Origin of the sequence: Lacrimispora sp., from assembly GCF_031982545.1 — a bacterium.
In the GTDB taxonomy this organism is placed as follows: Bacteria; Bacillota; Clostridia; order Lachnospirales; family Lachnospiraceae; genus Lacrimispora.
Genome location: NZ_DALYXB010000008.1, coordinates 18,811 through 33,452, shown reverse-complemented (window position 1 = coordinate 33,452; position 14,642 = coordinate 18,811). Strand labels below are relative to the sequence as shown.

At 45.0% G+C, this 14,642-nt stretch carries 13 protein-coding genes and 1 riboswitch; of the genes, 7 read left to right on the top strand and 6 right to left on the bottom strand.

All coding sequences use genetic code 11. The annotated features are described in order from the left end of the window. Nucleotides 1–51: 51 nt before the first annotated feature. Complete coding sequence (gene ssnA, locus ABS301_RS14285; RefSeq protein WP_349672855.1) at nt 52–1,386, bottom strand: putative aminohydrolase SsnA; 1,335 nt, start codon at nt 1,384–1,386, stop codon at nt 52–54. A gap of 321 nt (nt 1,387–1,707) precedes the next feature. On the opposite strand from ssnA, the gene ABS301_RS14280 reads away from it, so the two are divergent. Genes ABS301_RS14280 through ABS301_RS14250 form a run of 7 tightly spaced genes read left to right on the top strand, consistent with a single transcriptional unit; the run spans nt 1,708 to nt 9,017 of the window. Continuing rightward, nucleotides 1,708–2,358, top strand: coding sequence for a helix-turn-helix transcriptional regulator (locus ABS301_RS14280; RefSeq protein ID WP_349672854.1), 651 nt, complete (start codon nt 1,708–1,710; stop codon nt 2,356–2,358). A gap of 57 nt (nt 2,359–2,415) precedes the next feature. Then, on the top strand, nt 2,416–3,621 hold the full coding sequence (dpaL, locus tag ABS301_RS14275) for a diaminopropionate ammonia-lyase (protein WP_349672853.1): 1,206 nt from the start codon (nt 2,416–2,418) through the stop codon (nt 3,619–3,621). Between the two features lie 28 nt (nt 3,622–3,649). Next, nucleotides 3,650–4,963, top strand: a complete 1,314-nt coding sequence (locus ABS301_RS14270) for a YgeY family selenium metabolism-linked hydrolase (RefSeq protein ID WP_349672852.1) — start codon at nt 3,650–3,652, stop codon at nt 4,961–4,963. Between the two features lie 27 nt (nt 4,964–4,990). Further along, nucleotides 4,991–6,187 carry a knotted carbamoyltransferase YgeW gene (gene ygeW, locus ABS301_RS14265; protein WP_349672851.1) on the top strand — a complete coding sequence of 399 codons (1,197 nt, stop codon included), beginning with the start codon at nt 4,991–4,993 and terminating at the stop codon, nt 6,185–6,187. Between the two features lie 17 nt (nt 6,188–6,204). Next, the gene (arcC, locus tag ABS301_RS14260) at nt 6,205–7,149 is read left to right on the top strand and encodes a carbamate kinase (RefSeq protein ID WP_349672850.1); all 945 of its coding nucleotides are present in this window, start codon (nt 6,205–6,207) and stop codon (nt 7,147–7,149) included. 26 nt (nt 7,150–7,175) lie between these two features. Beyond that, on the top strand, nt 7,176–8,501 hold the full coding sequence (locus ABS301_RS14255; RefSeq protein ID WP_349672849.1) for a uracil-xanthine permease family protein: 1,326 nt from the start codon (nt 7,176–7,178) through the stop codon (nt 8,499–8,501). 51 nt (nt 8,502–8,552) lie between these two features. Next, a complete protein-coding gene (locus ABS301_RS14250; RefSeq protein ID WP_349672848.1) occupies nt 8,553–9,017 on the top strand; it encodes a TspO/MBR family protein in 465 nt (154 codons plus the stop codon). Between the two features lie 57 nt (nt 9,018–9,074). Here ABS301_RS14250 and ABS301_RS14245 read toward each other — a convergent pair whose 3' ends face one another. From ABS301_RS14245 to selD, 5 genes are all read right to left on the bottom strand, one after another. Continuing rightward, nucleotides 9,075–10,469 (bottom strand): NCS2 family permease, encoded by a 1,395-nt coding sequence (locus tag ABS301_RS14245; protein ID WP_349672847.1) that lies wholly within the window; start codon nt 10,467–10,469, stop codon nt 9,075–9,077. Nucleotides 10,470–10,491: 22 nt separating this feature from the next. Continuing rightward, nucleotides 10,492–11,772, bottom strand: coding sequence for an amidohydrolase family protein (locus ABS301_RS14240; RefSeq protein ID WP_349672846.1), 1,281 nt, complete (start codon nt 11,770–11,772; stop codon nt 10,492–10,494). A 135-nt stretch (nt 11,773–11,907) separates the two neighbouring features. Further along, a riboswitch (purine riboswitch) is annotated at nt 11,908–12,003 on the bottom strand. Between the two features lie 170 nt (nt 12,004–12,173). Continuing rightward, nucleotides 12,174–12,410 carry a putative Se/S carrier protein gene (locus ABS301_RS14235; protein WP_349672845.1) on the bottom strand — a complete coding sequence of 79 codons (237 nt, stop codon included), beginning with the start codon at nt 12,408–12,410 and terminating at the stop codon, nt 12,174–12,176. 11 nt (nt 12,411–12,421) lie between these two features. Further along, on the bottom strand, nt 12,422–13,567 hold the full coding sequence (locus tag ABS301_RS14230; RefSeq protein ID WP_349672844.1) for an aminotransferase class V-fold PLP-dependent enzyme: 1,146 nt from the start codon (nt 13,565–13,567) through the stop codon (nt 12,422–12,424). Continuing rightward, nucleotides 13,564–14,619, bottom strand: a complete 1,056-nt coding sequence (gene selD / locus ABS301_RS14225) for a selenide, water dikinase SelD (protein WP_349672843.1) — start codon at nt 14,617–14,619, stop codon at nt 13,564–13,566. The genes ABS301_RS14230 and selD overlap by 4 nt, the downstream gene beginning before the upstream one ends. Nucleotides 14,620–14,642 lie beyond the last annotated feature (23 nt).

Here is a 14,642-nt window from a genome sequence, read left to right as displayed (position 1 = left end):
GCATCCGGGCTCTCCCTGTATTTGTTAAGCCCTGTATGAATATTCTGTTTTTTATCGTCCGTTAATTCGTGCAGCAAGCGCTCCCGCCGCTTCCCTGCAGTCTGCCATCAGCTTCTCTTCGTCAACTCCCATAAGGATTCTGTCTTTCATGAGAACCTTACCGTTGCAGACAGTTGTAACTACACTTCGGCCTGTCATTCCAAACAGGATATGGCTGTTGGCATTGTCCCCGTTCATGGGCGTTAATGGATTGTAATCCGTAACAATCACATCTGCTGCTGCACCCTCTTTTAAAATACCAAGGGGTCTTTTAAAATATCTGCCAGCAATCCTTGCATTCCCTTCAAAGAGCATCTTCGGAACCTCACCCCATGCCGCGTTGGGATTGCACAAATGATGTTTATGAAGAACGTTGGCTGTCTTATAGGATTCTAACATATCGTGGGTATAGCCGTCTGTTCCAAGACCGGTTAGAATCCCCCGCTTTACCAGTTCCATGGTGGGAGGGCAGCCGCATGCATTTCCCATATTGGATTCCGGATTGTGAACTACCATGGTGTCTGTTTCAAGTATTAAGTCCATCTCATGAGGATTGATGTAGATACAGTGCCCAAGAAGCGTCTTTTCCCCAAGAATCTGAAAGTCCATCAGGCGGTCCACAATCCGCTTGCCATACTTCTTAAGACAATCATGGAGATCTTCAATTCCTTCTGCCACATGAATATGGTAGCCTGTTCCATCAGGCTTATGAGCTGCTGCAAATTCCATGGTCTGATCAGATATGGTAAACTGTGCATGCATTCCCATCATGCCTGCAATCATATCGCTTTCATCGGAACGTGCATGGCGGATAAATGCCTCATTTTCAAGAATTCCTTCCTTTGCCTTTTCCTCTCCCGCACGGTCGGAAACCTCATAGCATAAGCAGGTTCTCACCCCGGTTTTACCAGCGGCTTCCTCAATCTTAAATAAAGAATCTGTGATCTGCCCAAAACTGGCATGGTGGTCAAAGACCGTTGTCACTCCATTTTTAATGGAATCCACATAAGTGGCCATGGCACTTAAATAAACATCATTTAATGACAGATTCTTATCAATCGTCCACCAAAGACCGTCAAGAATTTCCAAAAAGCCATGAGGATCATACCCGTCAATGGCCAGTCCTCTGGCAAAAGAGCTATAGATATGCTCATGGGTATTGATAAAGGCCGGCATGATTACCCCTCCCCTGGCATCGATGTATTCCGCCTGTGGATATTCCTTTCTCATCTCAGCCGTGGTGCGAATCCTTTTTATGACCCCATCTTCTATCCCAACTGCACCGTCTTCCAGAAACGGATTCTCCGGATCTCTGGTGATCATTCTTCCATTACCGATTATCAGCATGTCTCCATCTCCTTTTCATTTTTCTAAGATACGAAAGCAAATTACTAATTTTCTTATGTATACAAACCTCACAGAAGTATTTTCAGGGTCTTATACTTTATTTTTACAATTTGCTTACATTTCATCAGTTTCAATTCTCTTTTTTATGCACATTACACCATGGTTCTCTGTTAAAAACAGTGTATCATTTCATTTTCAGAAAATCAAGCATGAATTACAAAAAAAATTAGCAAACCTAAAAATTTTTTAGAAAACCACTTGTAATTAAATTTTTTTATGCTATGATGAATTTATTAATGATCCTGCAAGGAGGATAAAAGAATGGATTCAAAGCTTCAGTTACTGACACAGATTGCACAGGGAGTCGCTGTTCACTTCGGCAGCCAATGCGAGGTGGTCATTCACGATCTTCGCGGTGAAAGCATGGAAAGTTCCATTGTTTTTATCGAAAACGGCCAGGTCAGCAACCGTAAAATCGGAGACGGACCTTCTGAAATTGTTCTGGAGACGTTAAAAAAGAATCCTGACATTTTAAAGGACCGCCTTTCCTACCTGACAAGAACGGAGGATGGACGAATCTTAAAATCCAGTACCATGTATATCAGAGGCAACGATAATACGGTTGACTACATCCTTGGCTTAAATTATGACATCACCGGACTGCTTACAATTGAAAACGCGGTAAAGTCTCTGATTTCCACCGGAGAGACTGCCGGAGATCACAACAGGGAACCAAAAAAAATCACGCATAACGTCAACGATCTGTTAGATACCTTAATCGAACAGTCCGTCGCTTTAGTGGGAAAACCAGTTGCTTTAATGAGCAAGGATGACAAGGTTTTAGCGATCCAGTATTTGAATGACGCCGGTGCATTTCTCATTACCAAATCAGGCGACAAGGTCTCCAGTTATTTTGGTATTTCAAAGTTTACTTTATACAGCTATATGGATGCGAACAAAGAAAAGGCTTAAACATCTGGCAAATGATACCCGTTGATTTTAATTTATTATAAAGGAGAATGTGCAGACATGAAACCAATCGAATGGGCTGTAAACACCATGCCAAAGACCGATGACAGACATCTGCCTGTTATGTTACCAGAGGAGATTAAAAAGGCGAGAAGCTTTCACGAAAGCTTTCCCCAGTACCAAGAGACTCCTCTTACAAAACTACCACATATGGCAGACCATCTGGGATTGGGTGAGATTTACATAAAGGATGAATCTTACCGGTTCGGCTTAAATGCATTTAAGGTTTTAGGCGGATCTTATGCAATGGCGAAGTATGTGGCAAAGCAGACAAAAAAGGAAGTCTCTGATCTTCCCTATCAGGTACTGACCTCACAGGCTTTAAAGGAAGAATTCGGTCAGGCTACCTTTTTCACCGCCACCGACGGCAATCACGGAAGAGGCGTTGCCTGGGCTGCCAGACAGCTTGGACAAAAGGCCGTTGTCTTCATGCCAAAAGGCACTACATTAAACCGTTTTAACAATATTAAGGCGGAGGGAGCCGATGTGACCATTGAGGAATCCAACTACGACGAATGCGTCCGCATGGCTGCAGATGCCGCTTCCAAGGTAAAAAACGGCGTGGTGGTTCAGGATACAGCATGGGATGGCTACGAGGAAATCCCGGCATGGATCATGCAGGGCTATGGCACCATGGTTATGGAAGCAGACGAACAGCTTAAGGAATACGGCTGTGAAAGACCTACCCATGTCTTTGTTCAGGCAGGTGTGGGATCTCTCGCCGGAGCAGTCATCGGATATTTTAAAAACCGTTATCCGGAGAATCCACCCGTCTGTGTTGTGGTGGAAGCAGATGTGGCAGCCTGTCTCTATGAAGGCGCAAAAGCCGGCGACGGCACTATCCGGATCGTGGATGGGGATATGCAGACCATTATGGCTGGTCTTGCCTGCGGAGAGCCCAATACCATATCCTGGGATATTTTAAAAAATCATACCGATACTTTTATTTCAGCACCTGACTGGGCAGCTGCCGAAGGCATGAGAATGCTGGCTGCACCAATAAAGGGAGATACGCCTGTCACATCAGGGGAATCGGGAGCCGCACCGTTTGGAGTTCTGGCTTCTATTATGAAAGATGATTCCTGCCAGGCTTTAAGAGAGCATCTGGGACTTAATAAAGATTCTAAAGTTCTTCTTTTCTCAACAGAGGGAGATACCGATCCTGACCGTTATAAAGCCATTGTATGGGAAGGTAAAGATCGTTAATCATTTCATAAAACCGGAGGTAAAAAACATGGATTACGCGAAAATCAAAGAAGCAGCAAAAAGCTACGAAGCAGACATGACAAAATTTCTGCGTGACATCGTAAAATTTCCTGGAGAAAGCTGCGATGAAAAAGCTCATATTGACCGGATTGCACAGGAGATGAGGGCACTTGAGTTTGACAGGGTAGAGATTGATCCCATGGGCAATGTGCTTGGATTTATGGGAACCGGAGAAACTCTGATCGGCTTCGACGCCCACATTGATACCGTAGGAATCGGCAACAAATCCAACTGGAATTTTGATCCCTACGAAGGCTACGAAACCGATGTGGAAATTGGAGGCAGAGGTGTTTCCGACCAGTGCGGCGGTTTGGTATCTGCTGTTTACGGTGCCAGAATCATGAAGGATTTAGGTCTCTTAAATGACAAGTACACCGTTCTGGTTACCGGTACTGTACAGGAGGAAGACTGCGACGGTCTTTGCTGGCAGTACATTATCAATGAAGATAAGATCCGCCCGGAATTTGTTGTCTCCACCGAACCCACAGACGGCGGCATCTACCGCGGTCAGAGGGGCCGTATGGAAATCCGTGTAGACGTAAAAGGCGTTTCCTGCCACGGCTCCGCACCGGAACGTGGTGATAACGCAATCTATAAGATGGCTGATATTCTTCAGGATGTCCGCTCCCTTAATGAGAATGATGCAGCGGACGACAAGGAAATCAAAGGACTCGTTAAAATGCTTGATGAATCCCATAATCAGCAGTGGAAAGAAGCAAACTTTTTAGGAAAGGGTACCATTACCGTTTCAGAAATTTTCTTCACTTCACCAAGCCGCTGCGCCGTAGCTGACTCCTGTTCCGTTTCCTTAGACCGTCGTATGACGGCAGGGGAAACCTGGGAAAGCTGTCTTGACGAGATCCGCAATCTGCCAAATGTTAAGAAATACGGAGATGATGTTATCGTTTCCATGTATGAGTATTCCCGTCCTTCCTATAAAGGCCTTACCTATCCCATCGAATGTTACTTCCCTACCTGGGTCATTCCTGAGGATCATAAAGTAACCAGATCATTAGAGGAAGCTTATAAATCCTTATACGGGGATACCAGAATTGGTGCCGAAGAGACTGTTTCCATGCGCCTTGCACGCCCTCTCACCGACAAATGGACCTTTTCCACCAACGGCGTTTCCATTATGGGACGCAACCAGATACCATGCATCGGCTTTGGACCAGGGGCAGAAGCCCAGGCTCATGCGCCAAATGAAAAGACCTGGAAACAGGATCTTGTTACCTGTGCTGCTGTATATGCCGCACTTCCCACTGTTTACTGCAAAGAATAAAACTAAAATCAGGAGGCTTACCACATTATGAAAACCTTACAGGATTATATCGACAAACTGAATTCCTTAAATTTTAAGGAGATGTACGAAAATGACTTCTTTTTAACCTGGGAGAAGACAGATGACGAGCTGGAAGCAGTATGGACCGTTGCAGACGCGCTCCGCTTCATGAGAGAAAACAACATCTCCACAAAGGTTTTTGAAAGCGGACTTGGAATCTCCTTATTCCGGGACAATTCCACCCGTACCCGTTTCTCCTTTGCTTCTGCCTGCAACCTTCTTGGCCTGGAAGTACAGGATTTAGACGAAGGGAAATCCCAGATCGCCCACGGAGAGACTGTCCGGGAAACAGCCAACATGATCTCCTTCATGGCAGATGTCATCGGTATCCGTGATGATATGTATATCGGAAAAGGAAACACCTATATGCACCATGTTTCCGATGCGGTAACAGAAGGATACAAGGATGGAATCCTGGAACAGAAGCCGGCTTTAGTAAACTTACAGTGTGATATTGACCACCCCACACAGACCATGGCTGACATGCTTCATATCATTCATGAAATGGGCGGCACCCAAAATTTAAAAGGCAAGAAGCTGGCCATGACCTGGGCTTACTCTCCTTCCTATGGAAAGCCCTTATCCGTTCCTCAGGGTGTCATAGGATTAATGACACGTATGGGAATGGAAGTAGTTCTGGCTCATCCGGAAGGTTATGAGGTAATGCCTGAGGTTTTAGAAGTAGCAAAGAACAACGCAGAAAAATCCGGCGGATCCTTCCGTGTATCCAATGATATGGCTGATGCATTTAAGGATGCCGACATCGTTTATCCAAAGAGCTGGGCACCATTTGCAGCCATGGAGAAGAGAACCGATCTTTACGGCAACGATGATATGGATGGAATCAAAGCTCTTGAGAAGGAACTTCTGGCTCAGAATGCCAATCACAAGGACTGGTGCTGTACAGAAGAACTGATGAAGACGACTAAAGATGGAAAAGCCCTCTATCTTCACTGCCTCCCGGCAGATATCAACGATATCAGCTGCAAGGATGGAGAAGTTGAAGCTTCCGTATTTGACCGTTACAGAAATCCGCTTTATAAAGAAGCCAGCTATAAGCCATATGTAATCGCTGCCATGATCTTTTTAAGCAAATTTGAAAATCCCCAGGAAGTCTTTAAAAAGCTGGAGGAGAAGAAAACACCTCGTAAGTTCTCAATCTAATCAAGGGGATCACTTATATGGAGAAAAAAAAGAGAATTGTAATTGCCCTGGGCGGAAACGCCCTCGGCAATACCCTGCCGGAACAGATGGCAGCAGTTAAAATCACTTCAAAAGCCATTGTAGATCTGATCGAAGAAGGCTGTGAGGTAGTGGTTGCCCATGGAAACGGTCCCCAGGTGGGAATGATCAACAATGCCATGAGCGCTTTATGCAGGGAAGACCCCAATCAGCCTAACACGCCTCTCTCCGTCTGCGTTGCCATGAGCCAGGCATATATCGGTTATGATTTACAGAATGCGTTAAGAGAAGAACTGGTGAATCGGAATATGAGAAACATTCCGGTGACCACCATGATTACCCAGATCCGTGTGGACGAAAACGATCCCGCATTTTCAAATCCTTCCAAGCCCATTGGACATTTTATGACAGAAGAACAGGCAAAGGAAGCATCTGAAAAATACGGATACTTAATGAAAGAGGATGCAGGCAGGGGATACCGGCGAATGGTTGCCTCTCCAAAACCTCAGGAAATCATCGAAATTGAAGCAATCCGTTCCCTGGTGGACAGCGGACAGCTGGTGATCGCCTGCGGAGGCGGTGGAATTCCTGTGACCTTAAACGGAAATCACTTAAAGGGCGCCAGCGCAGTCATAGATAAAGACTTTGCCAGCGAACTCCTGGCTGAGGAACTGAATGCAGATCTTCTTATTATACTGACAGCCGTGGAAAAAATCGCATTAAATTATGGCAGACCTGATGAAATATGGCTGAATGATATAACTGCAAAAGAGGCGCGTCAGTACATCAATGAGGGGCACTTTGCACCTGGTTCCATGCTTCCCAAGGTGGAGGCAGCCTTAAAATTTGCCGAGTCCAGGAAAGGACGGACGGCTCTCATCACTCTGTTAGAAAAAGCAAAAGAAGGAATACTTGGAAGTACGGGAACTCACATTCAACAGTAAAACATCTTAAAGGAGAACATTTTACTATGAGACAAACTGACAGGAAGTATGCATCTATTTTTGAACTCGACGGCATCCCCAGGTTTTCTCACGCACTCCCCCTTGCAATACAACATCTGGTTGCAATGATTGTCGGCTGCGTCACACCACCCATCATTGTATCCAATATCGTAGGACTGGAAGCTTCTGAGCGGGTCATCCTGATACAGGTTGCCCTGGTAGTTTCTGCCCTGTCCACCCTCCTCCAGCTTTTTCCCATCGGGAAAAAGAAAGGATTCCACCTTGGAGCCTCCCTCCCTGTTATCCTGGGTATCAGTTTTGCATACGTCCCAAGTATGCAGTCCATTGCCGCAGATTATGGCATATCTGCCATTCTGGGAGCTCAGATCGTCGGCGGCATCGTGGCATTCGTGGTAGGTATCTCTGTTATGCGGATCCGGAAATTCTTCCCCCCATTAATTACCGGAACTGTAGTCTTTACCATAGGACTTTCTCTTTACCCTACTGCCATTAACTATATGGCAGGCGGTGTTTCAAATCCCTCATACGGATCGTGGCAGAACTGGACTGTTGCATTTATTACCCTGACAGTCGTCACAGTTCTCAATCATTTTGGTAAAGGAATTTATAAACTGGCTTCCATTCTCATCGGTATTATCGTGGGATATGTGACCGCATTATTTTTTGGAATGGTGAGTTTTTCCAACATCGCTGCTGCTTCCCTGTTTTCCATTCCAAGGCCCCTTCATTTTGGAATTGTATTTGAACCGTCTTCCTGTATTGCCATCGGACTTTTATTTGCCATTAACTCCGTTCAGGCAATCGGAGACTTTACCGCCACCACCAGCGGCTCCATCGACAGAGAGCCTACGGATAAGGAATTGCAGGGCGGAATTATGGGTTACGGTGTTACAAATATCCTGGGAGCACTTTTGGGTGGTCTGCCAACTGCTACCTACAGTCAGAACGTAGGTATCGTGACCACGACTAAGGTGGTCAACCGCTGTGTAATGGGATTAACCGCTGTCTTTTTGCTGGCTGCCGGTCTGATTCCCAAGTTTTCTGCTTTGCTTACCACCATTCCCCAGTGTGTATTAGGAGGTGCTACTGTATCTGTATTTGCCTCCATCGCCATGACGGGTATGAAGCTGGTGACTTCTGAAGAGATGAACTACCGGAATTCTTCCATCGTAGGACTTGCTGCTGCCCTTGGAATGGGAATATCCCAGGCTACATCTGCTCTTTCTACATTTCCAGCCTGGGTAGTCACCATCTTTGGTCGTTCTCCTGTGGTTGTTGCAACATTAGTAGCAATCTTTTTAAATATTATTTTGCCTAAAAACGGGAAATAATTAATATAATCGTGGAATAGATTATATTAATTACAGGAACAGGAGATTCCTATGAATGCAAACAGAAAAAAATTAATTTTCTTCCTGGTACTACCTCTGGCAGTTGGCGCATTGGCTGGATTTTTAACAAAAAACAGCATGATGATATACAAAAATTTAAACCAGCCACCGTTTTCCCCTCCAGGGTGGATCTTCCCGATTGTCTGGACGATCCTGTATCTTCTGATGGGATTGGGATCTTATTTAATTGCACAGTCCTATTCTTCGAAAAAAAAGGAAGCGCTCCTGCTTTATGGGATCCAGCTGGCACTTAACTTTATCTGGAGCATTGTTTTCTTTAGCCTGCAGAATTATCTTCTGGCATTTCTGATCCTTCTGGTTTTATGGTACTTTATTATTCGTATGATCAGGGCGTTTGGGAGTGTGAATCAGACAGCTGCCCTTATGCAGATTCCTTACCTTTTATGGGTTACATTTGCTGGATATTTAAATCTGGCCATTGTTTTATTAAACTGATTATGAACATAAAAAAAAGGCGGTGACAATCCATGTCACCGCCTTTTTCATTAATCATCAGATCAGTACATATTTCAATACGAATAATATTGCCAAAATATACATGAGCAGACTTATTTTCTTTTTCTTTGCATTGCCTGTAATAACGTTAATAAACACATAAGAGATTACGCCCATGGCGATACCCTCAGAAATGCTGTACATAAACGGCATGGCAATGATTGCAATGTAACTTGGAATTGCTTCCGTAAAGTCAGAAAAGTCAACCTTGGTAACAGATGTCATCATAAGAAATCCTACAACAACCAAAGCGGGCGCAGTTGCAAAAGATGGGATTGCAAGGAAAATCGGAGATAAAAACAGGGATAAGCCAAACAGTATGGCTGCTACCACTGCTGTTAATCCGGTTCTTCCGCCTTCTGCTACTCCTGCAGCGCTTTCTACAAACGTTGTAGTTGTTGAGGTACCAAATATTGCACCTACAGAAGTTCCAACAGCGTCTGCTAATAAAGCGCCTCTGATCTGAGGAAGCTTTCCATCCTTATCAAGCATATCTGCTTTGGAAGCTACTCCGATTAAAGTCCCCAGTGTATCAAACATATCAACAAACAGAAATGCAAACATGACTACCAGGAAATCCACTGACAGAATCTTTGAAAAATCCAGTTTAAATAAGGTGGGTGCCATACTTGGAACTCCAAATCCTCTGGATAAATCCGGGAATACACTGTACATGCCGAGTTCCGGATTGGGCTGATATAAGCCCACAGCCTGACAGATCATGCCAAGTGCCCAAGTTGCCAAAATACCCCATAAAATATTTCCTTTCACATTCTTTACAACCAGTACTGCCGTAAGAAGAATGCCGATTATGGCAAGTAACACTGTAATTCCAACAGAATGGAACGTTCCATCAGCAAGAGAACCCTTAAAAGAATACATGGTTACAAGAGTCGCTCCGTCAACCACTACCTTTGCATTCTGAAGTCCGATAAATGCAATGAACAGACCAATACCAACGGATACTGCATGTTTTAAATTCATGGGAATTGCATTGAATATCGCCTCCCGGACACTGGTCAGGGAAAGAAGAATAAAGATAATACCTTCAATAAATACAGCCGCTAAAGCCATCTCCCAGGTATAACCCATATTTAGTACTACGGTATAGGCAAAGTAAGCATTAAGACCCATTCCCGGTGCGAGAACAAACGGGTAATTTGCCAGACCTGCCATTAAAAGAGTTGCAACTAAAGATGCCAGCGCTGTTGCGGTAAAAACTGCACCACTGTCCATTCCTGCTGCTCCAAGAATACTTGGGTTCACTGCCAGAATGTAAGCCATCGTCATAAATGTGGTGATTCCGGCTACCACCTCTGTTTTCACATCTGTATGATTCTTAGATAAATGAAAAACTTTTTCAAAAAATCCATCATTGGTGTTTCGTTCCATACTTCCTACCTCCTTAGGTGCTCTAAAAAATTCGTTTCCCTTCCACATACTTCCCCGCGATGTGTCTGTCGTCAGACAGATAGATAAAACGTTCCAGCCTTTCCCTCGTATTAAGGGGCTGGGGATGACTGATACTGCTGTCATCCAGAATCAGAGCATCAAACTCATAGCCTTCCAGAAAGCTGCCTGCTTTTCCAAAGAAAGAGCCTCCTCCCATGGTTCCCAAGTAGAATGCCTCCTCAATCGTAACAGGCTTTAATGAGGAATCCACAAGGCGCCACCGAAGCTTTGATACCGATATGGCATCTGCCATGGCACGGAATATGGACTCACTGCTTCCTCCCGCTACATCGGTACCCAGGCCTGTGTTTAATCCCAGGTCCAGATAGGCACGGATCGGCGCAATGCCGGAAGCAAGGTTGGTGTTGGACTGGGGACAGTGTGCAACATAAACTCCCCGCTTTTTCATCAGTTCAATCTCCTGTTCAGACGAAAAGACGCAATGTGCCATCACAGTCTTTTCCTCCCCACCGAACATGCTGAACTGATCATAAGCTTCGCCGTAACACCCGGTACTGGGACATAAGCTCTTCACCCATTCAATCTCACTTAAATTCTCCGACAAATGGGACTGAACCGGAAGTCTGTATTTCCGTTTAAGCCTTCCCAGCCGTTCCATGAGATCATCAGTGCAGGACGGAATAAATCTGGGTGTCAGAATAGGAGTTACATTCTTATACTTCTCTCTTGTATGGGAAAGCCATAAAAGAGTCTCCGCTTCTGACGCCTGTGCACTGGACTCACATAGATAATCCGGCGCATTCCGGTCCATATTGACCTTTCCAACCATGGTCTTTAAACCAGTATCTTCCATGAGATCCATTAACAGCTCGGTCGCCGGTCCATGGATGGTGGCAAAGATACAGGCTCTCGTAGTCCCGCTTTTCTTCATCGTTTCTGCAAATATCTGGTAGGCCTTTTTTGCATATTCCAGATCGCCATATCTGGCTTCCTCCGGAAACGTATTGGTATTCAGCCAGTCTAACAGCTCTAAATCCATGGACAGACCGCGGAATGAATATTGCGGCGCATGGATATGAAGATCAACTAGTCCCGGTATAATCAGCTTATCGTCACAGTCAATCAGCAAAAAGTCCTGAAACTGTTCCGGTATGCTTTTGAATACTCCGGCTGACTTCCCATTCTGGCATATTAAAAAACCCTGTTCCACCGTTTTTAACGTGTGGACATCCTCACTGTAGCAAATGTTTCCTTTTAGTATAAAATTTCCATCACCGGTCATAGAACCTCCTGTTCCGCACAAACAAAAATACGGCAGCCAAATTGCAACGTTCCTAAAAACCAAGCAATAAAAAACTACCGTCTCATTCTGTCGCTCCAAACGTGAACATAAATAGCACAGCCAAATAAGCCGCCTTCCCATCACGAGGAAACTTATAGACAACTATTACGGTAGTTGGTAGAAACACTCATCCAATTATGAGCATATATAAGTTTCTTTGAATACTGATACTTAACAAATTTTTGTGACCTCTGACAGGTTGACTATAACATATTGTAAAACTATTTGTCAATGCCAATTTTGTTTTAAATCATTTGTCTTTAAATGCTGTCTTTTCTATATTAATACAGCATTTTTCCGACTATTTTCTTCCGTTAATCGTATATCCAGAATTCCAATCTCTAAATGAAATACTCCCCTACAGATTCCCAGGAAAGATCTTTCTTTTCCATCCATTGGCCGATGTTTCCCATCCAATCAGCAGGCATCGCCCAGGAAAGTCCGCAGCCTGCCTTAATCTCTCTTGGTACCGGAATAATTCTTCCCGGAATCTCTTCTTTCCTGCACGCCGTCTCCATGGCAATCGCTTCCGTAACGGTATGAAATGTCACTACAGTCTTTAACTCTTTCTGCCTCATCCCGTCTCCTGTCATTGCCTGCTCAATTCTCTGACTGCTTTTACTGCCTGATCTATTTCCTCTTCTGTATTAAAGTGAGACATGGAAAACCGTACTGCCCCCTGCTTTTCGGTTCCCAGCGCCTGATGCATCAGAGGAGCACAATGTGCACCTGCTCTTGCGTAGATCTCATAAGAAACCGCCAGTTCGTCTGCTATTTCACCGGAATCATAATCCCCTATATTCAGGGTGACAACAGGTGCCCGCTTATCAAGGCTCTCTAAGGAAAAATCCCCGTAAACCATAACACCCGGGATATTCTTCACCCCTTCATAAAATTGTTTCATCAGACACTGTTCCCGCTTACGGATAGACTCCATTCCAGTCTGCCCGATATAGAGAAGTGCTGCATGAAGCCCTGCCAGGCCATGACAGTTTAATGTTCCTGCTTCCAGACGCTCCGGCATCTGCTCCGGCTGTGTTCGAAGGAAGCTTTGCACTCCGCTTCCGCCTACAATCAGCGGCTGAATGTCAAGCCCTTCCCGTACGCAGATCCCTCCAGTTCCCTGAGGACCTAACAAGCCCTTGTGTCCAGTAAAGCAGACAACATCAATTCCCATTTTTCCCATATCAATATCAAATACTCCGGCTGTCTGTGAAGCATCCAAAAGAAATAAAATTTCAAGTTTTTTACAAATTCTTCCAATCTTCTCCAAGTCATTGACGTTTCCGGTTAAATTAGAAGCATGGGTACAAACAACGGCTTTTGTATTACTCTTAAATGCACGCTCAAAATCCTTGTAATTGATGCAGCCTTGCTTATCTGCAGGCAAAATGGTAAGCTCCACCCCTTTTTTCTCCATACCGTAAAGAGGACGAAGCACGGAATTGTGTTCCATCATGGTGGTAATCACATGATCTCCCGGGCGGAAAATCCCTTCCACTGCCAGGTTCAGACTCTCTGTAGAATTTGCTGTAAATGCCACCTGGCTGGGACTCTCTGCATGAAACAGCCGGGATACCAGACTTCGGGTATCATATATCATCCTGGCTGCATCAAGGGAAGCGCCGTGAATTCCTCTGCCCGGATTGCCCATATGAAGTATGGCGTCGGCTACTGCCTTTCCTACTTCCTCAGGCTTTTGCAGGGAAGTGGCTGCATTATCCAGATAAATCATAAATGATTCCTCAGTTTCACCGATTTTTCCTGCTTCTTCGTAACTTCACCGATGATCCGGCATGTTGTCTCCATGTCTGCCTGTGCAAAATCTTTCATAATCTGCTCTCCGTCTCCCCTCGATACACTGATCAAAAGTCCTCCCGAAGTCTGGGGATCGCAGAATATATCAATCATACATTCCTCTGTATCTGCGTAATCCACATGATCACTGGTATAGGTGCGGTTTTTATACGCCCCTTCCGGCACCAGTCCCATTCTTGCAAGCTCAAAGGCCTCCTTTTGTACAGGAAGATCTTTGACGGAAATAACCAGGGTCACCCCACTGCCCTCAGCCATCTCAACGGCATGGCCGGCCAGACCAAAACCCGTCACATCGGTGCAGCTGTGTACATCATACCGTTCGATCACCTGTTTTGCCTTACGGTTTAAGGAAGTCATAACCTTTATCACTTCTTCTTTTGCCTCCTGTGAAGCTAAATCAGCCTTTACCGCAGTATTTACAATACCGGTACCAAGGGGTTTTGTAAGAATTAAAATGTCTCCCGGCCTGGCTTCGCAGTTTTTAAAAACCTTATCCGGGTGGACAAATCCCGTCACACTAAGCCCATACTTTGGTTCATCATCCTGAATGGAATGACCTCCTGCCAGTACGGCACCTGCCTCTAAAACCTTTGACGCACCGCCTTCTAATATCCTCCCCAGAATTGCCGGATTTAAGCAGTTGGGCCACGCCACAATGTTTAATGCAACTTTGGGTTCACCCCCCATGGCATAAATATCACTGAGGGCATTGGCAGCGGCGATCTGACCAAATGTATAGGGATCATCAACCACTGGTGTAAAAAAATCCAGGGTCTGTATCAGTGCCAGTTCCTCACTTACCTTATAAATTGCACCATCGTCAGAGGTTTCAATTCCAACCAGAAGACTGGGGTCATGAAATTTCGGTAAATGTTCCAGAATTCCAGCCAGAGTTCCCGGGCCGATTTTCGCGGCACAACCGGCTGTTTTCGTCATCTGGGTTAATCTTACTTCACTGTCAGGTATCATATAGCACCATCTCCATTCTACTC